At 42.8% G+C, this 19,743-nt stretch carries 19 protein-coding genes; 10 read left to right on the forward strand and 9 right to left on the reverse strand.

Translation table 11 applies throughout. The features are described from left to right. From ACTWPX_RS10275 to ACTWPX_RS10295, 5 genes are all read left to right on the forward strand, one after another. Positions 1–657 carry a DUF5819 family protein gene (locus ACTWPX_RS10275; protein WP_443119685.1) on the forward strand — a complete coding sequence of 219 codons (657 nt, stop codon included), beginning with the start codon at positions 1–3 and terminating at the stop codon, positions 655–657. Positions 658–680: 23 nt separating this feature from the next. Then, positions 681–1,640 carry an HTTM domain-containing protein gene (locus ACTWPX_RS10280; RefSeq protein WP_443119686.1) on the forward strand — a complete coding sequence of 320 codons (960 nt, stop codon included), beginning with the start codon at positions 681–683 and terminating at the stop codon, positions 1,638–1,640. Next, positions 1,618–2,037: a thiol-disulfide oxidoreductase DCC family protein gene (locus tag ACTWPX_RS10285; RefSeq protein WP_443119687.1), complete on the forward strand. Its 420-nt coding sequence runs from the start codon at positions 1,618–1,620 to the stop codon at positions 2,035–2,037. The genes ACTWPX_RS10280 and ACTWPX_RS10285 overlap by 23 nt, the downstream gene beginning before the upstream one ends. Further along, positions 1,997–3,238 carry a transglutaminase-like domain-containing protein gene (locus tag ACTWPX_RS10290; protein WP_443119688.1) on the forward strand — a complete coding sequence of 414 codons (1,242 nt, stop codon included), beginning with the start codon at positions 1,997–1,999 and terminating at the stop codon, positions 3,236–3,238. The genes ACTWPX_RS10285 and ACTWPX_RS10290 overlap by 41 nt, the downstream gene beginning before the upstream one ends. 361 nt (positions 3,239–3,599) lie before the next feature. Further along, positions 3,600–3,803, forward strand: a complete 204-nt coding sequence (locus ACTWPX_RS10295; RefSeq protein ID WP_128525783.1) for a hypothetical protein — start codon at positions 3,600–3,602, stop codon at positions 3,801–3,803. A gap of 131 nt (positions 3,804–3,934) precedes the next feature. Here ACTWPX_RS10295 and ACTWPX_RS10300 read toward each other — a convergent pair whose 3' ends face one another. Genes ACTWPX_RS10300 through ACTWPX_RS10315 form a run of 4 tightly spaced genes read right to left on the reverse strand, consistent with a single transcriptional unit; the run spans position 3,935 to position 6,746 of the window. After that, positions 3,935–4,657 carry an ABC transporter ATP-binding protein gene (locus ACTWPX_RS10300; protein WP_443119689.1) on the reverse strand — a complete coding sequence of 241 codons (723 nt, stop codon included), beginning with the start codon at positions 4,655–4,657 and terminating at the stop codon, positions 3,935–3,937. Positions 4,658–4,659: 2 nt separating this feature from the next. Further along, on the reverse strand, positions 4,660–5,727 hold the full coding sequence (locus ACTWPX_RS10305; RefSeq protein ID WP_443119690.1) for an ABC transporter permease: 1,068 nt from the start codon (positions 5,725–5,727) through the stop codon (positions 4,660–4,662). 19 nt (positions 5,728–5,746) lie between these two features. Then, entirely contained in the window at positions 5,747–6,403 is a 657-nt protein-coding gene (locus tag ACTWPX_RS10310; RefSeq protein WP_443119691.1) for a permease prefix domain 1-containing protein, read from the reverse strand. Further along, complete coding sequence (locus ACTWPX_RS10315) at positions 6,387–6,746, reverse strand: PadR family transcriptional regulator (protein WP_128525787.1); 360 nt, start codon at positions 6,744–6,746, stop codon at positions 6,387–6,389. Before ACTWPX_RS10315 ends, ACTWPX_RS10310 begins: the two co-directional genes overlap by 17 nt. A gap of 478 nt (positions 6,747–7,224) precedes the next feature. Here ACTWPX_RS10315 and ACTWPX_RS10320 point away from each other — a divergent pair, with 478 nt between their 5' ends. The 5 genes from ACTWPX_RS10320 (at position 7,225) to ACTWPX_RS10340 (ending at position 12,536) form a co-directional block, all read left to right on the forward strand. Continuing rightward, on the forward strand, positions 7,225–7,965 hold the full coding sequence (locus ACTWPX_RS10320; RefSeq protein ID WP_443119692.1) for an ABC transporter ATP-binding protein: 741 nt from the start codon (positions 7,225–7,227) through the stop codon (positions 7,963–7,965). Beyond that, positions 7,962–8,699 (forward strand): ABC transporter permease, encoded by a 738-nt coding sequence (locus ACTWPX_RS10325; protein ID WP_443119693.1) that lies wholly within the window; start codon positions 7,962–7,964, stop codon positions 8,697–8,699. The genes ACTWPX_RS10320 and ACTWPX_RS10325 overlap by 4 nt, the downstream gene beginning before the upstream one ends. Before the next feature lie 288 nt (positions 8,700–8,987). Further along, positions 8,988–9,827 (forward strand): aldo/keto reductase, encoded by an 840-nt coding sequence (locus tag ACTWPX_RS10330; protein ID WP_443119694.1) that lies wholly within the window; start codon positions 8,988–8,990, stop codon positions 9,825–9,827. 529 nt (positions 9,828–10,356) lie between these two features. Further along, positions 10,357–11,286, forward strand: a complete 930-nt coding sequence (locus tag ACTWPX_RS10335; RefSeq protein ID WP_443119695.1) for an aldo/keto reductase — start codon at positions 10,357–10,359, stop codon at positions 11,284–11,286. Between the two features lie 137 nt (positions 11,287–11,423). Then, complete coding sequence (locus ACTWPX_RS10340; protein WP_443119696.1) at positions 11,424–12,536, forward strand: M20 peptidase aminoacylase family protein; 1,113 nt, start codon at positions 11,424–11,426, stop codon at positions 12,534–12,536. Positions 12,537–12,635: 99 nt separating this feature from the next. On the opposite strand, the gene pdxA is transcribed toward ACTWPX_RS10340, so the two are convergent. From pdxA to ACTWPX_RS10365, 5 genes are all read right to left on the reverse strand, one after another. Further along, on the reverse strand, positions 12,636–13,634 hold the full coding sequence (gene pdxA / locus ACTWPX_RS10345) for a 4-hydroxythreonine-4-phosphate dehydrogenase PdxA (RefSeq protein ID WP_443119697.1): 999 nt from the start codon (positions 13,632–13,634) through the stop codon (positions 12,636–12,638). Then, positions 13,624–14,928: a four-carbon acid sugar kinase family protein gene (locus ACTWPX_RS10350; protein ID WP_443119698.1), complete on the reverse strand. Its 1,305-nt coding sequence runs from the start codon at positions 14,926–14,928 to the stop codon at positions 13,624–13,626. Before ACTWPX_RS10350 ends, pdxA begins: the two co-directional genes overlap by 11 nt. Before the next feature lie 27 nt (positions 14,929–14,955). Beyond that, positions 14,956–15,960, reverse strand: a complete 1,005-nt coding sequence (locus ACTWPX_RS10355) for a 2-keto-3-deoxygluconate permease (RefSeq protein WP_443119699.1) — start codon at positions 15,958–15,960, stop codon at positions 14,956–14,958. A 183-nt stretch (positions 15,961–16,143) separates the two neighbouring features. Continuing rightward, positions 16,144–17,892 (reverse strand): PrpR N-terminal domain-containing protein, encoded by a 1,749-nt coding sequence (locus tag ACTWPX_RS10360; protein WP_443119700.1) that lies wholly within the window; start codon positions 17,890–17,892, stop codon positions 16,144–16,146. A gap of 288 nt (positions 17,893–18,180) precedes the next feature. Beyond that, positions 18,181–19,593, reverse strand: coding sequence for a LysM peptidoglycan-binding domain-containing protein (locus ACTWPX_RS10365; protein WP_443119701.1), 1,413 nt, complete (start codon positions 19,591–19,593; stop codon positions 18,181–18,183). Positions 19,594–19,743: the final 150 nt, after the last annotated feature.

Genomic DNA, 19,743 nt, shown 5'->3' on the forward strand with positions numbered 1-19,743 from the left:
ATGTTGAAAAAAGTTTTGATCATCTTATCTCTTTTTCTATTTTCCGGGCATTTAATTTTTACTGTTCTATACTTAACTCCTTTTAACCCTGTCAAAGCGAAATATAATTTTGCCATCAATGGCTATATGGAACCGGTATTTTCCCAAAACTGGCGGCTGTTTGCTCCCAACCCTGCTTCCACGAATAATAAGTTTCTCGTCCGTGCTCAGTTCGCAGACGGAGAAACGACAGACTGGCTCGATTTAACGACATTTATGATCGAGAAAAATCAGGCTAATCGATTCACCCCTTACAATCGCTTAGTAAGAATTCAAAGAGGAGCGTTTACTTCCCTGTACCAGACCGATGAAGTGACTCTGAAAATATCAGAAACAATTGAAGAAAAGAATTTAAACCGGGAAGATTATGAACACATGCTTGAGAATGAGCGCACGAAGAAACAAGATGAATATGCTTTAGAAGCATTAAATCGGTATGCGCAATCGTATGTGAGAAGTGTCTATCCAAACCAGGATATAGAAAAAACACAAATCATTATGCAGGAAACAAAAGCTAAGCCTTTCTCAGAAAATGATAATGATGAGTACGAACGGGAAGTCAATCTCCACGAGTTTGAGTGGAAAGATTATGTGGCAGTTTCACCTGTCTTTGATTGAAGCAATTCAAGGAGGGAATGGCAATGAAACGATTATTTGGTAAACTGACAGATAAGAAACATATGTTGATTGGAACAAGCATCCTTAGAATTTCGTTCGGTTTATTGATTTTGTATATGTATTTAATTCATTATGCTCAAAGAGGTTTTCTTTGGGGACCAAATGGAATGCAGAATCATGATAGTTTAAGAGACCAAATGACACTGACCAGCAATTTTTCTTTATACCAGCTCTCGGATTCAATGGTTTATTTTGAAGTCATTTTCCATTTAGGAATTTTGTTTGCCCTATTGTTTACATTAGGTTTTATGAACCGAACCGTAGCAGTTTTTAACTTCATCTTCTTATGGTCGTTGCAGCATGCCAATGTGCTGATTCTCGATGGCGGTGATAATATTATGCGAATCATTCTGCTTTATATGATCTTCGCCAATACCACCAGCTATTTTTCTATCGATCGTAAGCGTAATGGCGAGCGGGTCTCCCCACCTAAACCTTTATCGAACACACTACATAACCTTGCCGTTCTAGCTTCTATTCTACAAGTATGTTTCATGTATTTATCATCTGGGTTACACAAAGTGATGGGGGAAATGTGGACAAATGGAACTGCTCTTTATTATATCTTACAAGTCGGGGAGTACACCCATCCCTTCTTTCAAAATATCATCTCCTCCTCTGAAGTCATATTATTGATTGGTGCTTACAGTGCGATATTTATTCAATTGTCGTTCCCGTTTTTACTAGTGAATCGTTACACCAAATACGTGGCTATGTTCAATATCATTGGTTTACACATAGGGATAGCAGTTGTGATGGGTCTTTTCACATTTTCCGCTGCTATGATAACGATGCAGTTCCTCATGCTGAAAGATCGAGAATACAAAATGGTCTATGCCTATGTGAGAAAACAAGTCACAAAAGTCAGGGCTAAATTCCAAAACGCGAAGGTGAAGAATTATGAGACCAAACAAGTCCAATAACCGGCCAACTGTCACTATATTTTATGATTCCTTTTGTCCTGTTTGTTCCAAAAGTATGCGGGTGCTTAGGAAGCTTGATACGAGACTTAAGTTCCGTTATGAATCGATCAGAGACAATTCTATCCTGGAGATGTATCATATAAATAAAGAAGCAGCTGAAAAAAGGATGCACACTCTCCGGATAAAAGATCAAAAGATTGAAACAGGAATTTTCAGTATTCAAAGAATATTGAAGCAGTTACCCCTCTTGTGGGTATTCGTTCCTTTTGTACAACTATCTATATGGGCAGGTGCGGGTTCAAAGCTCTATGACTGGTTAGCTGAGCGAAGGACGATTCTCCCGGTTGGAGGCTGTGATGGGGATTCCTGTCCGATTCCTAAGCAGAAAAGTAGGTGATGTGGTGAAAAAGGTCAACTATTCTTTTGAATATGAAAATCAAACTACTGACCATGTGAATGTATGGCTGGCGAACCCGCCAGAAACAGGGATGCAGACCCTTTTATCAGAAGAGAAGCTGGCTCCTGTGCAGGAATACAAAGATGTGATTGGCAACAGAATCAGTTACTATGAGTTGGCTCCCGGGGAACAGATCAACGCTTCCTACAGAGTTGGGATGCAAGTGGAGGCGCGGGAAGCCTCTCCTTTGACTGATGAAGAAAGAGAGCGATACACTCGCTCGACAGCCATGATTCCTGTAAACGATGAAATCGAACAAATGGCTGCAGGTGTGACGGAAAAAGCTTCTGACAATAGAGAAAAAAGCTGGTTATTGTTCAAATACATGATCAAAAATTATACATACAAGTTTCCTGTCAAAGCTCGCGGAGTCGATCATTTTTTGCAGGCGAAAAAAGGCGATTGCGGGGAGTACTCTTTCCTATATGCTTCCCTTTGTCGGTCATTGAGAATTCCGTGCAGAGTAATGGTTGGCGCTTTTGCGATGGGAAAACACCAGGCCCACGTATGGAATGAGATTTATCTTGAAGATGATGGATGGATCCCGGTCGATACGAGTATGGCATACACTGTGCGGAGACAGTTGTGGCGTTTCTTTTTTTCCTCGATTCAAACGTTACGCTGGCACAAGTACTTTGGTCAGACCGAAAATCAGCGGATCGTTTTTTCCATCGATACCGAACATGTTCCTTCTCCAGTATATCCCGGGGAGGAAAATGAATCGAATCACTCGTACGAGACCTTTCCCCTTGCTGGTCAATCGTTTACCTGGGGAAAAAGTGCGCTCAATGGGAAAATTCCATACTTCCAGCCTATGTACTTCTATTATAATGCAGCCAAACCAAACAAACTTAAGCGAACAGAAGAAGCGCTCGGGTCATGGGAAGTGGAGGAAGCAGGCGGTCGGAGAGGATTGCTGGAAATGAGGAAGATCTCCGGATACTTGGCCTTGATTCTGGCTATTGTCTTTTTGTTTACCTCATGGGAAATCGCTAGTATTCTTTTTCCATTTCCAGCATTTTTCTACTGTCTCAGCTTTTGGGTGCGAAAGGAACGTCCGATCTTTTTCTCTATAGCATCGGGGTTCTTCGGGGTCATCAGTCTATTAGTTACTTTAGGTTTTCTCTCGGAATTTATATGAATGATAGAAGGTAGCTGGATTTCGTTACCTGAATGAAGAAGGCGTAACACCAGGGTTCTGACCCTTTCGGTGCTACGCTTTTTTACGCTGTGTAAATCGTGTAGTTTTGTTGACTTTACTATAGATGCAGCCTATTTACTTTTAATAAAAGGGGGAGAATGAGCATTTTAAGAGAGATTATAAGGCTTTCTCTTAAATTTCAAGCAGGAAAATCGCCTGATTATGTAGTAATTAATACATACAAAGGTCTATTTATCTGGATCCTTGTCTTCCGTCTGCGTTTTCACTTTAAATCCAGATTCTGAGAACAAGGACGGGAAATTTTCAGAAAAGAAACTATACGATACTAGGGGGCAAAAACATGGCAGAAGTATCTTCAATGAAGCAAGCCGTTGAGGTGTTACGTAAGAAAGGTCTTTCCAATAGGGAGATCCTGAGTAACGTAGATAATAGCCATTTTCCGTTTGAAGATGAAGAAGTCGTCATGACCTTTATTGATTTACAAATCGAATGTTCCTCCGATCAGGATTTTGACAAGTTAGTAGCGTATTTATATGACTTTTGAGGTAGATGAAAATAAATGAAGAGTCCTGTATCTAGATGAATAACTGAATTTATTGTATGATTGAAAAAAGAGAAGTGCGCCAACACTTCTCTTTATCACTTTCATGAAAGTGGTTTGTTCCAATTTCCACCTTATGTCTGGGCAGGCGTAGGGTGGTTCTTTTTTTGTGATGATTGATCTTCAGTCAGTTTCCCGTCTTCGATATGCAAGACGCGGTCACAAACATCCAGCATTCTTTCATCATGGGTCACCATAATGGCTGCTTTCCTTCTCGTTTTCACTTCATAAGCTATTTTCTCAACGACCGTTCTGCCACGTTCGGAGTCCAAGCTTGCGGTCGGTTCGTCAGCGAGGATGATTTTCGGATCATTCATAAAAGCTCTTCCTATCGCTACCCGCTGCTTTTCCCCGCCTGATAGACTGCTTGGATAGTTGTCCACTCGATGTTGTAATCCTAACTCCCGAACTAATTCGTTCATTTTATTGCGATTTGTCTTCTTGTTGATTTTATTGATCTTTCCTATTAACAGAAGCTGATCCTTGATCGTCAAGTAAGGGATCAAATTCGGTGATTGAAAAATGAATCCGATGTTACTTGCGCGTGTTGCTGTTAACTGGGCTGGCTTGAAACCTGAAATATCTTTCCCATCTAAGACAACTTTTCCATTCGTTGGTGTCAATAAGGCGCCGATGACTGATAATAGCGTGCTTTTTCCAGAACCGGATGGACCGACGATGGCTGCGAATTCTGCTTCTTTCACGGTTAAAGAAATATCGTCTAAGACGGTGATGGTGCGATCGCCATCTGGAAATGACTTTGAAATGTGCTGCAATGTCAGAATTTCTTTGGGCATGTTCATTCACTCCTCCCGATTGCTTCTAATGGGTCTATTTTCGTCACTTTATATAAGGAAAGAAGCGATCCAGCTAAGTTCAAAATGATGAATAAAGCGCCTGTTCCAAGTACCAGAGATACGGATGCTTGAAAAGGGACACCTTCAGGCAGAACTTGCGCCATTCCTGCGACAGCTAAAACACTGACGGATAGGCTGATCAAGGTAAGAAGCAGCACTTGTGTGACAATGCTCTTCGATATATAAGAAGTTGTTGCGCCCATCGCTTTTAAAATGCCGAACTGACTCGTTTTCTGAATGGTAAGGACATAGAAAAATACCGTGGAAACAAAAGCGGAAATGATGAACATGAAGGCTTTCATCACATTGAATGAGCCTTGTGTTTCTGAATATCCGGGCATCGATTGAACAATTTCATCATTTGTCGAAGTATCGTATCCTTCGATATTCGTCTTGGAACCGTTATAGACAACGGCGTTATACATGATCTCATTGCCTTGTACCGGTTGGATTTCCGAATCGATATCGGAATAGACGACAGGGAGAAAAGAATAGGTTTGATTTTCGATAAAACCTGCGATCGTCATCGTCTTGTCTGTACTTTCATCGACGAGTTGATCGTTCAATTCATAGCCATCCTCTTTAAAACTCTCATTAACTAATACTTCATTGCTCTTTATTTCACTGATGTTCTTTCCTTCTGTGACGGTAATGTCCCCATACTGGTCAGGATTGACGGAAAAATAAATCATATCGGTATCCTTTTGACTTGCTTTTCCAGTAACGGTCGACATCGTCAATGTGAGTGGAGAGGATGGTTCTTCCAGCGTGCTGCTGATCTCATTGAGCTGCTCTTTAGTCAATTCAGAATTGATGACCGCCCCTTCCGCTTCTTCGTTCGTCACAATATAGTCGGCCTCGATTTTTTGTAAAGAAGAGCTGTCGGCAAACGATAAACCATTCGCAAGCCCTGTCATGAAAAACACTAAAAACAAAATCGAAATCATGATCAGGCTCAGTAAAATATACCGGAGCTTAGCCCGCTTCATTTCTTTAAATGCTAAAAACATTTGGTTTCACCCCCGTAGTTCATTTTCTTCGATCGGTTCCTTTTGAAAAAAGCAGGCCTAAAAGCAGTCCCAGCCCTATAATGAAAAACATCATGAATGAGCTGATCGCTACAAATACTTCGCCGGTAGCCCATCCGGAAATGAAGCCGACATACAGGCTGAATAAAAGGATTCCTATCGCTACGGCGTATAAAAGGGCTCTGATTTTATTCATCGCATATTTGGCAGCCGTTTCTCGTGTCAAGACACTATAGGTGATGAGCGCTCCGCCTACGACAATGAAAATCGCGGGTCCGAAAACCGCCTCTCCCGGTACGGGCATGAAATAAAGCATGGTTGAAGTCAACGCACCGAAAACCGCGATAAGAATTCCGACGATCAAGCCTGCGGTAGAAATGCGGGAGGCCATCGATGTATAAACAGCCTTCTTCGTATGGTCGTCACCGATTTGTCGCATATCTTCCTTAAGTCCGCTCAAATCCCCCATTGAATTGATGGCAGCTTTAAACGCTTCGTCCTCTGTTTTTCCTGCCTTTTCGTAATCTCTTACTTTTTCTTTAAGATTCATCATCAGTTCTTCTTTCAACTCAAATAACTGCTGGCTTTCCCCGATTCCGGCAAACTCCCGGTCGAGGTAATTTCTGATTTGATTATCTGCCTTATTCTTTTGTTTCATTTAGATTGATTCCTCCTCCGATCAATTTGTTTAAGATTTCCTTTGCGAATTCCCAATCTTTCTTGTTTTGTTCAAAGCGTCCGATTCCTTCATCGGTAATCCGGTAATACTTGCGTCGCCCCCCCTGTGTTTCATCTCCCCAGTAGGAAGCTATCAACCCTTCTTTCTCCAACCGCCGAAATGCGGTGTACAGAGTTGCTTCCTTCAGTTCATACTGCCCCTCGCTCAGTTCAAGGATCGTTTTGTAAATTTCATAGCCATAGCTGTCGTGCTGATGAAGAATGTTCAAAACGATGGAATCGGTATGACCGCGAATGAGGTCTGTAGAAATTTTCTTTGTCAATGGAACATCACCTCCTTGATAACAATGTATAACATATTACTGTGTGTGTCAAAGTAATATGTCACAAAGTGAATTAAGTGAACTGTTTGAACTTATTTTATGATTTATAAGAAGAACAGCTGAATAAAGGAAGGAATTGTCATTTTATATATGGTAAAATATAGTTGGTTGGTAGGAAGAACTAATGAGATTTTCAAATATAAGTGAAATGAAGGATTACTGTCCTCAAGGTTCTTTCCTATCGTGATTTATGAATGAAATACATAAGTTCCAAGGAACCATCTGGGAAAAAATTAAATAAGGAAGTTTTTAAAAGAAATAGCGAAGTGTATCTTTTATTAGCAGGAAAGTTAGCGTATCAAATGTGAAACTACTAAGAAGGGTCAATCTATTGTTAAAGGTGAGACCTATTGAATAGGTTTTTTTCCGTGGTTTCCATTTATCTGAAATAGTGTTTTTGTTGAAGGGGGAGATGGAGATGTCTAATCTAGTGATTGATGCGAGAGATTTAACGAAAAAATATGGGGACTTTGTGGCAGTAGATGATCTGAACCTAAAGGTATATGAAGGGGAAATTTTTGGAATAATCGGTCCTAATGGTGCAGGTAAAACTACATCCATTGAAATGATTACAGCATTCAGGAAGCCGGATAAAGGGAGGGTACAAGTGCTGGGATTAGAGGCCCAGAAGAATTTCTATCAGCTAAGGGAAAGAATCGGAGTGCAGCTGCAGCATTCTAGCTTGTATGAAAAACTCAAAGTGAAAGAAGTGCTGAAACTGTTTTCTTCTTATTATAAGAAGACCCGACCTTTAGAAGAATTAATCTCTATGTTGCAATTGGAAGGTTACTTGAATAAATCTATCAAGCATTTATCAGGAGGTTGGAAACAACGGGTCTCCTTTGCCTTAGCTTTAATCAATGATCCGGACATTGTATTTTTAGATGAGCCGACTACTGGCCTTGATCCTGAGATCAGAAGAGATATATGGCATATCATCCAAAGGATTAAGGCGGAAGGGAAAACCGTTATTTTGACAACACACTACATGGAGGAAGCACAATTCCTTTGTGACCGTATCGGGGTGTTTAATAAAGGCAAGATGGTAGCATGCGGGTCGAAGAAAGATCTGGTCAAACATCTTCCAGGTCAAGAAGGAAACCTTGAAGATGTATACATGAACCTGACTGGGGTTATGAGAGAGGAGGTGCGAGCATGAATAGAATGATAACATCCCATGTGAAAGCAGACCTGAAGCTGTTTATGAGAGACCCAATGGCTATGGGGTTCACGTTCATACTACCAGCTGTTCTCTTTATAATATTCGGCAATATATTCGGCAGTGAGTCCTACGGCGGTGTTGAATATTTCCAATTATACATATCTGCGATGGTAGCTATCATGATTTTGAACATCGGTTTGTTTACGATCGGCCTTCAGCTAGTGATCGATCGTGAGAAAGGTGTTTTGAGAAGGCTGAAAGGGACTCCTCTACGGCCATGGGTGATGTTCACAAGCATTCTTTTAAAAGCTCTGATCGCCACTTTTGTTGGAGCAGTTGAAATCATGTTGATCGCCTATTTCATGTTTGATGCACCACTCACAGACCATTTGGCCGCTTACACCTTAATGCTCATATTTGTAACGATATGTTTTTGCAGCTTCAGTTTAATCATAACAAGTTTTGCTAAAACAATCGGTGCAGGATTAGGGATGGCCTTCGTTCTTATGTATATCATGTTATTCTTATCGGGGGTTACAATTCCCTTAGAAATTTACCCTGAAACCGTGCAAACCATAGCTAAATTCATACCGTTGTATTATGTACACGACGCTTTGCAATTGGTTTGGCGAGGTGCATTTTCTTTATCTGACATGACTCATATAGTTGTGCTGTTTTTATTTGCAGCGTTATCCCTCCTCGTATCGAATCGGTTCTTTCGATGGGAATAATGTACTTATTAGGTTGAAGTGAGTAAACACCGGCTCTGCTCTACCTCGGTGTATAATTTCATTCCATATATTGCGATGCAAGGTGAGTGAATCTTTGATTTATGAATAGTTTCATGGTCAATTTTTTCAGATCATACACTTTCGGTGGGTTCAAGATGCGGCTATGTTTTCTCCTATACTTGCAAGATCCTCTCAAAATAAAGCTGAGAAAACAGTAGAAGTTCAATGATTTGGAAGACCATCTATTGGGTGGTAATCTTGAATTAATAGAGGAAGGAGTGGATAGTTATGAGTTCAATTCCAGAAATCAAACTTAATGATGGCCTTACTTTGCCAGCGATGGGTTTTGGTACATATAAACTCAATGGCAATGCAGGTGCCAATGCCATCAACAGTGCCATCGACAGCGGTTATCGGCTCATTGATACGGCTTATAATTACGAAAATGAAGGTACGGTGGGTAAAGCCATTCAGCGTGCCTCAGTTCCGAGAGAAGAGTTAAGAGTCGCTTCCAAGTTGCCCGGCCGTTATCATTCGTACGATAAAGCCGTGACTACGATCCAGGAATCCTTATATCGTGGCGGCCTCGACTATTATGATTTGTATCTTATCCATTGGCCCAACCCTAAACAAGACATCTATGTAGAAGCATGGCAAGCATTGATCGACGCTAAAAAATGGGGACTTATACGTTCGATCGGTGTCTGTAATTTCTTACCGGAACATATGGAACGCTTAGAGAAGGAAACCGGCAAGAAACCAAGCATGAACCAAATAGAGTTGCACCCATTTTTCAATCAGGAAGAACAAAGAATATGGCACGAAGAGAAGAACATACAAACACAATCCTGGAGTCCATTAGCCCGAGCAAGTGAAGTGATAGAAAATGAAACAATTGGGTCTATTGCTGATGATCACAACAAGACGATTACACAAGTGATTTTAAGATGGCACTATCAACTGGGATCGATTCCGATTCCTAAGTCTTCATCTCCTGAGCGTCAGCTGGAAAATATCTCGATCTTCGACTTTTCTCTAAGTGACAAAGAAATGGACAGGATAGCAGAATTAACTCGTCCAGATGGCCGGATAAAAGATCAGGACCCGGCGACCTATGAAGAATTTTAACCATGGGACTCAATAGGCATGCCCCCTTAGGCATTATGGGAGGCAATTGAAGACCTGCAACTTTTTGAGTTATGCATCAAATAAAGAAGCCGAGTCGGATGATTTTATCGTTCAACTCGGCTTCTTCTATAAATTCGAAGGGGCACCTGGGTTTATACCTGAGCTTTAGTTTTCGTTTGATATTGACGGTGAATTCCGCTACCGCTGCGTACACGCAGAGTGATTCTCATTTATAAATTGAAGAAAATCACTCTTTTTAGATGGACCACGTTGATTCCACGATGAGCGTTCGGTGGTGACGCCTGCGGGAACAGCGCGAGCCGAAGATCCACTTGGTCAAGTGATCTTCTTGACCAAGTTAGCTGAAGGCCGTGCCCGCGGCAAGCATCCACCGACAAGCGATGCGTGAGAAGCAACAACAAACGTTAACAGTTTCTCTATTCCGTCATTCATCTAGGGTTGAATTTGTTTTCCATTAAATCGAACGTGGAAAACACTTGAATATAGAGATGAAAAGGAGTTGAATAAAATGGAGAAAAAGATACATCTAGGTAAATCAGATTTAGTGGTCAATCCTGTAGGGCTCGGTACCAATGCGGTTGGCGGCCATAACATTTATCCGAATTTAGATGAAGAAGCAGGTAAAGATGTCGTCCGAACAGCTATTGAGCATGGAATGAACTTTTTAGATACGGCCTTCATCTATGGTCCGGAACGCTCGGAGGAACTGGTCGGCCAGGTCATGAAAGAGTATAAGCGCGATGACATCGTGCTTGCTACGAAAGGGGCACACCAATTTAAAGGGGAAGATGTGGTTTTCAACAATTCTCCTTCCTTCTTGAAGAAGTCGATGGAGGGTAGTCTCCAGCGTTTGGGTACAGATCATATTGATTTATTCTATATCCATTTTCCAGATGAAGATACACCGAAGGACGAAGCGGTTGGTGCTTTGAAAGAATTAAAAGACGAAGGTAAAATACGTTCGATCGGTGTTTCGAACTTTTCGGTGGAACAATTGGAAGAGGCCAATAAAGATGGCTATGTGGATGTGGTTCAAGGCGAATATAATTTGTTCAAGCGTGAAGCAGAGGAAAAAATGCTTCCATATACAGCCGAGAAGGGGATTACGTTCGTCCCTTATTTCCCTTTTGCGTCAGGTTTGTTAGCTGGTAAATACGATGAAAACACGACATTCGAGGACTTCAGAGCAAAGAACCCTCTCTTTCAGGGAGAAGCTTTTAAAAAGAATCTAGCTAAAGTAGAGCAATTGCGACCGATCGCTGAAGAAAAAGGGGTTGATATTCCACATATCGTGTTGGCTTGGTATCTGAATCAGCCTTCGATTGATGCGGTCATTCCCGGAGCGAAAAGGACCCAGCAGGTAGTCGACAATTTGAAGACGCTTGATGTGGACTTGTCAGATGATGAGATTTCACGTATCGATCATATATTCTCTTAATTTTGAAGATGTCTGAGTCCCTCTGTTAAGCTGCGGGGCTCGGTTTTTTTATAATAATGAAGGAACTTGACTCTAAAAGCTGAATGGAAAAGTAGAATGGAAGGCAAATGAAGAGAAGATAGGAGAGGAGACTATATATGGAAACACGCCCAACACTGCAAGAGATGTTCGATCATTTACATAAGCACCCGGAAGTCAGTTGGCAGGAAACGGAGACGACCGACTATATCGCTTCATTATTAGAAAAAACTAAGGCGAAGGTGAAGCGGTTTGATGAGTGTCCTGGACTTGTGGCAGAACTCGGAAGGGGGGAGCCAGTCATTGCGATTCGTGCAGACATGGATGCGCTCTGGCAGGAAGTCGGTGGCACACACAAAGCGAATCACTCCTGCGGGCACGATGCCCACATGTCTATTGTTCTCGAGACGCTTTTTGCATTAGAAGAAAAGCAGTCGGCGCTCGGAGGAACGGTTCGTTTCATTTTTCAACCGGCAGAAGAAACGATGGAAGGTGCCAAGAAAATGGTGGAAAAAGGATTGGTCGATGACGTCGATTATCTGTACGGCCTTCACCTGCGGCCGATTCAGGAATTACGGACAGGACAGTTCGCCCCTGGCATTCAGCATGGAGCTGCCCGCTTCCTGGAAGGGACGATTTCAGGGCAAGATGCCCACGGTGCTCGCCCACACTTGAACAAAAATGCGATTGAGCTCGGAGCGGAAATCATTCAAATGATCAACAACATCCATTTGGATCCAATGGTTCCCCATTCGGCTAAAATCACTTCTTTCCATAGCGGTGGAAAAAGCACGAACATCATCCCGGGAAGTGCTACATTTTCCATTGATCTGCGCGCACAGACGAATGAAGTGATGGACGAATTGACCGGGAAAATCGAAGCAATCATAGACGCTGTTTCCAACTTGTACGGTGCTTCTGTTGAGGTCAATTTAAAATCTGATGCCAAAGCCGCTGTCTTAAACGACGACGCCGTCACCTATATGGAGCGGGGCATCGAAAGAGCTGCGGGTCCAGAATCTCTCAAACCTGTCATCGAAACGACAGGTGGAGATGATTTTCATTTTTATACGATCAAGCGACCAGAGTTGAGAGCATCGATGCTGGCGATTGGCTGTGACTTGCAGCCTGGATTGCATCATCCGCAGATGGCGTTCGATCATAAGGTCATGCCTGAAGCGTCGAGAATTCTTGTGGAAACGGTTATGGAGACTTTGGGTGAGGGTTCATGAGGAATAAGTGAAGATTCTTTTATGGTAGGGATGTGTAAGAAAGTTAAAAGCACCTCCACCCATCGAAGGGAGGAGGTGCTTTTAAAATGGAAACTCGATTTATTTTGGTGCAAGCTCAATCGCCTGTCTCATCGCTTCCAGCATACTCTTTTCATCAGCGATCCCCTGTCCGGCTATATCAAAAGCTGTGCCGTGGTCAACGCTTGTTCTTATGATAGGCAATCCTACTGTGATATTAACGCCAGCATCGAGACCTAGCACTTTGATCGGACCGTGACCCTGGTCGTGATACATCGCCACGACGATATCAAAGTCTCCACGGACCGCACGGAAAAATAGAGTGTCCGCAGGCAATGGACCCTGAACTTCGATTCCTTCTTTTTGAGCGCGTTCTACGCCTGGAATCACTTTCTCTTCCTCTTCTCCATATCCGAAGAGTCCGTTCTCGCCGGCGTGTGGATTGATTCCGCAAACCGCAATTTTTGGTGCGTCAATGCCCGACTTATGGAGGGTTTCATGAGCCATTTTTATGACATCATACACACGCTCTGGTTCAATACGGTCAATGGCATCTTTCAAACCGATGTGCGTAGTCACGTGGATGACTTTCAACTTCGGTGAAGACAGCATCATAGAGAAGTTACTCGTGTTTGTGAGCTCTGCCAGGATTTCTGTATGACCTGGGTATAGATGCCCGCCTTTATGCAGAGCTTCTTTATTTAATGGAGCTGTACAAATGGCATTGATTTTCTTCTCGTTCGCTAATTCAATGGCTGTACGTAAAAATTCAAAAGATCCATGGCCTGCCTCACTGGAAACCTGGCCATATTTCAAGTCAGCAGGTAAGAGATCAAGGTCGACACAGTAGACCATGTTCGGATCATCCATTTCAGGAAACTCATCATTTTGGGTCACTTCTTTAAAAGTGATGGAGGAATTTAAAAGTTCAGCTGCACGTTGAAGGATCTTCAAATCCCCGATGACCACCGGAACGGATTGTTCTTTAAGCTCTTTATTCTCCAAACTTTTAATAATGATCTCAGGGCCGACGCCAGCAGCGTCACCCATCGTGATGCCGATGATCGGTTTATTGCTCATTTGTAACTGCTCCTTTCATCTTCTTCATTGCATGGTAAATAGAGGACTCTGTTCCAAATGCTCCAGCCTTGGTGACGACTGGAAGCGATGGCGAATCTCCAATCAATTCACCGACAGGGATCCCTGCTTCAAGCTGATGACTGAGCCTTATCCCTGTAGCCCCTAACGCTTTGGCTACATCTTTAGCAGTGTCTCCTCCTGTCAAAACCAGAGCAGAAACAGACGTTTGGCTCACGACTGTTTCCGTCATAAAGCTCAAGGCTTCTGATATCTTTTTCCCGATTTGAAATGAATCAAGCTCAAGCTCAGCTGCCCGCTTTTGCACTCGTCTGCGAATGTCCTCATGAGAAGGTACATAGAAAATAACGTCTTTTCCTTGAGAGAGGTGTTCCAAGGCTTCTTTGTTATAGACCTCGGCTTGATCTTCCCAGTCATTATAAAAAATTCTCTCTGTATCTATTTCTACTGGCTGGATATCCTTTTGGCGGATGGCATAGTTCACTTGCTCCTGAGTCGTCTGGGATAAACTACCGCAAACACCTAACACAGGACCTTTGAGTTGTTTTCCGTCCTCTATTCGGACACTGCTTTCTATCCCTATGACAGCAGGCAGGACTTCCGCTAAACCAGCCGATCCGCTCCAAACCACCTTATGGCCGGAGCTGTGAATTCTAGCAGCTAATTTCTTTAAGTCTTCTTCTGTCGATGCATCACATACGAGGTATTCAATACCTTCATCTATATATCTATTTATTGTAGTTGACCATTCGTCGTCTTTTGCATTTAGTAGTGTTTCATCAATAACGGCTGTCTTTTGACCTGTTTCTTTTTCAAGGATACTAGGAATATGGGATTCTGTAACGGGATGTTTAGGGTCGTGGGCCAGTTCTGTTTCACTGACAGGTTTCCCTTTCATGTAATGGATGCCATCCCGGGTTGTTCTTCCGTAAGCAGGAAAAGCTGGAGCTACAATGGTGAATACTGGGTTGAACACTTCACTTATAGCTTGCAATTCGTACCCGATATAGCCCCTTAGCGTCGAATCCATTTTCTTGTAGATCTGTTGATATCCTTTTTCCGCCAAAAATTCAGCTGCCGCTTTAGTCTTTTCACAGGCTTTTTCTTTATCTATAGCCCGTGAGTCGGTATCAATTACGATAGCCTCATCCAATTCATGGTGCTCCTCAGGAATCTCAAAGTAAACGGAAGTTGCAAGTCCCTTTTCTTTGAGTTGAATTCCACTATCATTTGCACCTGTTAAATCATCTGCAATCATTCCAAAACGAAAGTCCATGACAAATCCCCATTTCTGAAAAACTCTCTAGGCTGAAGCGTGCCTTTCCGATTCTGTTTGGTAATCATCTGGGAGGGTGACTCCTTTTCCTTCCAGGCGTTTAACTAAGAATCCGATATAGATCGGCAGCAGAATCGCAGTCGTAACCGTAGACGCTGCTACTTGGACGGTTGCCACGTCAACCATACTAGCGAAGCCGGCATTTGCTGCGGCAATGGCTGCCGGGGTAGCTACTGCGTTCCCTGCTGTTGAACCTTCAGCCGCACCAGCAATCGGGTTCCAATCGAAGGCTTTAAAAGCAAAGTATCCTGCTGTCCCTGTGATGAACGTTGTCGCAACACCTAGAAGAATTCCAGGAATACCACCTTCGATAATTTTAGCGAAGTCGATTCCCATTCCAAGGGCGAACGCGAAGAAAGGTATTAACATGGAGCTGCCCTGATCCAGAAACTTACGCATTTCTTCATCAAGGTTACCAAGCACCATTCCTACGACAATCGGTAATAATACCGCGATGAAAGCTGTCAGTGAGAACAAACCGTCCACAAAGCCCATCGCACCGAATATGGCAAGAGCTACCATTGTAAAGAATGGTCCATCATTCAGCGCAAGTAAGGAATAGGCTGCCCGGTCCGTCTTATTTCCGTATTGACCGACAACAGCTATATATAAACCACCATTACTGTTTGTCATGGCTGCAATAATGGCAATCGGAGCAAGACCTAACCATAAACCATTTTCACCTGCGAACACATAGGCAAGCATACCGAAAGCCGCCCCTACAATCCACTTGACGGTTAAGAGTGTCGCGCCTTTTCCGAGGCTGACACCGACTGTCTTCAAGTTGATTTGTGCACCTGTACATAATAAGAACAAAGCAATTAACGTCCCGGCACCATCAACAAACAGAGCTTGCGTGAAATTGCCGATTCTAAGTAAATCAGGCGCTACTGTATTCAAAATAGCTGCCAAAATAAGCGGGACAACCATCATACCGCCAGGAATTCTTTCCAAAGTCGCCTTAATCTTCATCTTTACTCCTCCTATCATAACATTTATGTTTCATAATTAAACAAAAAGAAATATATAAAGCGATTACATTGAATATAATAACGCTTACAATTTATTTTTGCAACACATATTTTTATTTTTAATCTGTTTCAGCTTATTTTTTATCATAGTTGTTGCATATTTGGGCAAAAAGAAAGCGCAAACTTATGAATTAAGTTTGCGCCATAATGTTGTGCGGTTCATTCCTAACCGCTTCGAGACTTTGGATTGGTTGTTATTCTCTTCCTGCATCACTTGCATGATTATTCGTTTTTCCATATCTTTCAACGTTCCCTGGACAGGGATGGAGTGGTCGAAATCAGACGGCTCTGAAGGTTTCTCCTTATGGATGAGTGTTTCGACATCTTTACGTTCAATAAAAGAGCCGTTCGTCATCGCCATTAATTTTTCAAGCGTCGTCTTCAACTGATCGATGTTGCCGGGCCAGTCATGGGTCATCAGCTCATTTACGGCTTCTTCACGGATCCCCACGGTTTCAGATCCGTAGTCGATGTGACTTTGGGCAATGAAAACTTGAACAAGGCTTTTGATATCTTCCGTCCTATTTCTTAAAGCGGGGAGATAGATGCGAGCCTCTGGTACGTCATAATACAAAGAATGACTCACTTGTCCCTCTTTAACCAGACTTTCCACATCATCAGGGGAGAGGAGGATGGTCTGATACCTTTCAGAAATATCCTGGATGAATGCCTCTGCACGATCCCGTTCATCCTCATTTATTTTATGGATGTTATGAAATACAACGGTTCCCTCTTTAGGCAGACTCTCCACATTCGCGAAAAATAAATCACGCAGCCGGTCGATTGAAACTTTCATCAGATTTACAGATACAAGAGGAGCGCGTTGCTGAAACCTTTCAAAATGAAGGTTCCCTGCATATGTCATTCTTCCTGTACCCGGTTCTCCCTCGATCCAAAGGGGAGCGTCCATACTTGCGTACCGTTTTAAATTGTTTCTTAATGAAACAGCTGCCGTACTTTCGCCGGGAATATTTTTATGAGAAAAGTTCGGGTATAACTTCACACCCTCTTCTTTTTGAGTAAAGCCGTTGTATATTAAAATATTTACATAATCCTCGTCACTATTGAGAGGATAAGCGACTAGAAAATAGCTTTTATTTTGATATTCGACCGGCCTCCACACTTTTTCTTTTCCTCTGACTACTTCTTCTGTAAGCGCCATGACCTCTGCACTCTCGACAAACTGGTCATCCATCACTTCTCTGAACTTTTCATTTTTAAAGATAAGTCCACGATCTTGTTTGACCGTGATCAATGGATGAGGAAACTTCTCAAGAGCATCAGAAAAGATCCCTGCTTGTGTCTGCATTTTTTGAAGGAGGTGATATAACCGTTTCGCTTCATCAAATGCTTCCAGGACCGCCTCTTTTCCAGAAGTGATGAGAATTCCTTGTAAGCCGGTCTTTTCTGCTTCATGAACGGTCACTACGTCTCCGATGACCACAGAAAAACCATCAGCTTTCAGTTCTTCCAGTTTTTCTGTGACTTCATCACTGTTTGTGATCGTAATGGTTCTTACATCCATGTCCAAAATACTGCATATCGTAGAAGCGCCTCTTGAGATATTAGCGAAACCGACCAATGCAGCCTTCCCATTGGTACCTCTCAGCAAAGTTAAGATTCGCAGGATATCATAGCCGCTTACTTTAATATCTACCACAGGAACTTTTACTTTTTCTTCGATCAAGCTCGCTGTACCACCTCGGCTGATGATGAGGTCATAACCATCGGCTTCCGCTTGTTTCGCGATGCCGACCCCATCCTCTAAATTCCCTGACTTCACATCAACCTTCAAATGAGGATCGACATCTTTATAATTTTTAGCAATTTCCGCAAGCCCCTGGTAGGGCGCAATGAGAAGTGCTTTAATCAATTTATCCCCACCTCAATCGTTGCATAATTAAACAATTCTATCTTTTCACATTATCGACCAAGAAGCAATACGCTAATCCGCTAAAATGGAAGTTCGATCTATGTAACGTAACATGACCACATTAATAATCGAGAAGAATTTAGAGGGAATTTATAACAAAAAAGATGCCATACACAATGGATGACATCTTAAATAATTTAAGGTGTTTGGTTTCAGTTCTAGCGCTTTATTGCTTCGTTATTATGGCTGAAACTCATGTAATTGAGAGTCTTTCTTAGTCTGCCTTTCTTACAGCTTCCGAACCTTGAAGTTCGTTTGCAGCACTGGCCAATTTTGCGGAAAAGCAGTGCCGAGCACCCAGTAACTGCCCCCTCTCAAACCGTAAATCTTCATCGTATCGTACTTCGCTTGAATGCTCCGGGCATCTTCAAACCAAACCTCGTGCTGTTGACCGCTTTCATCGGTGTAGCGGAAGTAGGGGGATTGATATTCCTCATCATATTCAATCGTGACGCCATATCTTGCAGCTAGAGCAACGGCTTCCTGGGGACTGACGGTGCGCGCGAAGGTTCCTTGGACCCAGGGGATTTTCCAGTCGCGTCCATACAACGGTATGCCCATCAATATTTTATCCCGAGGGATGACCGTGACGGCATAATCGAGTACTTCCCGGACCTTGTTGATGGGAGCGATCGCCCACGGCTCCCCGCCTGCCCATCCCCACTCGTAGGTCATGATTACGACAAAATCGACAATTTCTCCGTGGGCCTGATAATCATGAGCTTCATACAGTAAGCCCTGTTGATCTGCTGTGATTTTCGGGGCAAGGGCTGTCGATACAAGCAGACCTTCTGGCTTGAAGCGTTCGACTACTTTTCTGAGAAAAGCGTTATAATTTTCGCGATCTTCTGGGTAGACATATTCAAAATCAAAGTTCACACCTTCATAACCTTTGGTTTGGATGATTTCCAGAAGATTTGTGATCAAAGTGTCCTGTAAATCTGGACTTCTTAAAATCGCTGCAGCTAAATCGGAATCGAAGCTGTTGTTCGCAAAGTTTGTCACGACAAGTAATGGGGAGATGTTTTGAGCTTCTGCGGCATCGAGTAAAGCTGTGTCTTGCATATCCGTCAAAGTTCCGTCTGCCCTGATCGCATACATGAATGGGGTGAGGTATGTGAAATGCTCTCCAAGTGCGATTACTTCCTGTGCTCCTTGAGGTGTCGTCTGTGTCGTATAAGCATTGATTTCTGTCTCGGGTCTTGAAGCGGCGGGAATCCTTAGTGGTGTCCCCACATTGATGAGCGCAGGATTCGAAATGTTGTTCGCCTGCACGATTTGGCTCACTGTGACGCCATTACGGTTGGCGATGCTCCAAAGATTGTCACCAGGCTGCACGACATACGTGAAATAAGGAAGAATCAACATTTCACCAATATATAGAAGGGAAGGGTCAGCAATGTTGTTCATTTCCGCTAGCTCGCCTGTCGTGACGGCGAACCTTTGTGCAATCGACCACAGCGTATCGCCCTGCTGAATGACATACTCTTTATTCGTTTCAGGAATGACAAGCGCCTGCCCGATGACGACGACATCAGGGTTGGATAACTGATTTACGAGAATGATTTGATTGATATTGGAACCATAGAATTGAGCGATTTGCCATAAAGACTCTCCCTGTTGTACGACATGAATTCTCATAGGGTCTCTCCTTCATTTTTATAACGTTTATATATAGAAGGTATGTACAGGAAACTTGTCCTATTTTACTGCTGTGATGGTGAAGAGGGAGTTTTGCAAAAGCAGGAGGAAAGAATTCAGCTTTATAAATTACGGGAGTGGAATGAAAAA

Origin of the sequence: Halobacillus sp. H74, assembly GCF_052246715.1 — a bacterium.
Taxonomy (GTDB): domain Bacteria; phylum Bacillota; class Bacilli; order Bacillales; family Halobacillaceae; genus Halobacillus; species Halobacillus litoralis_A.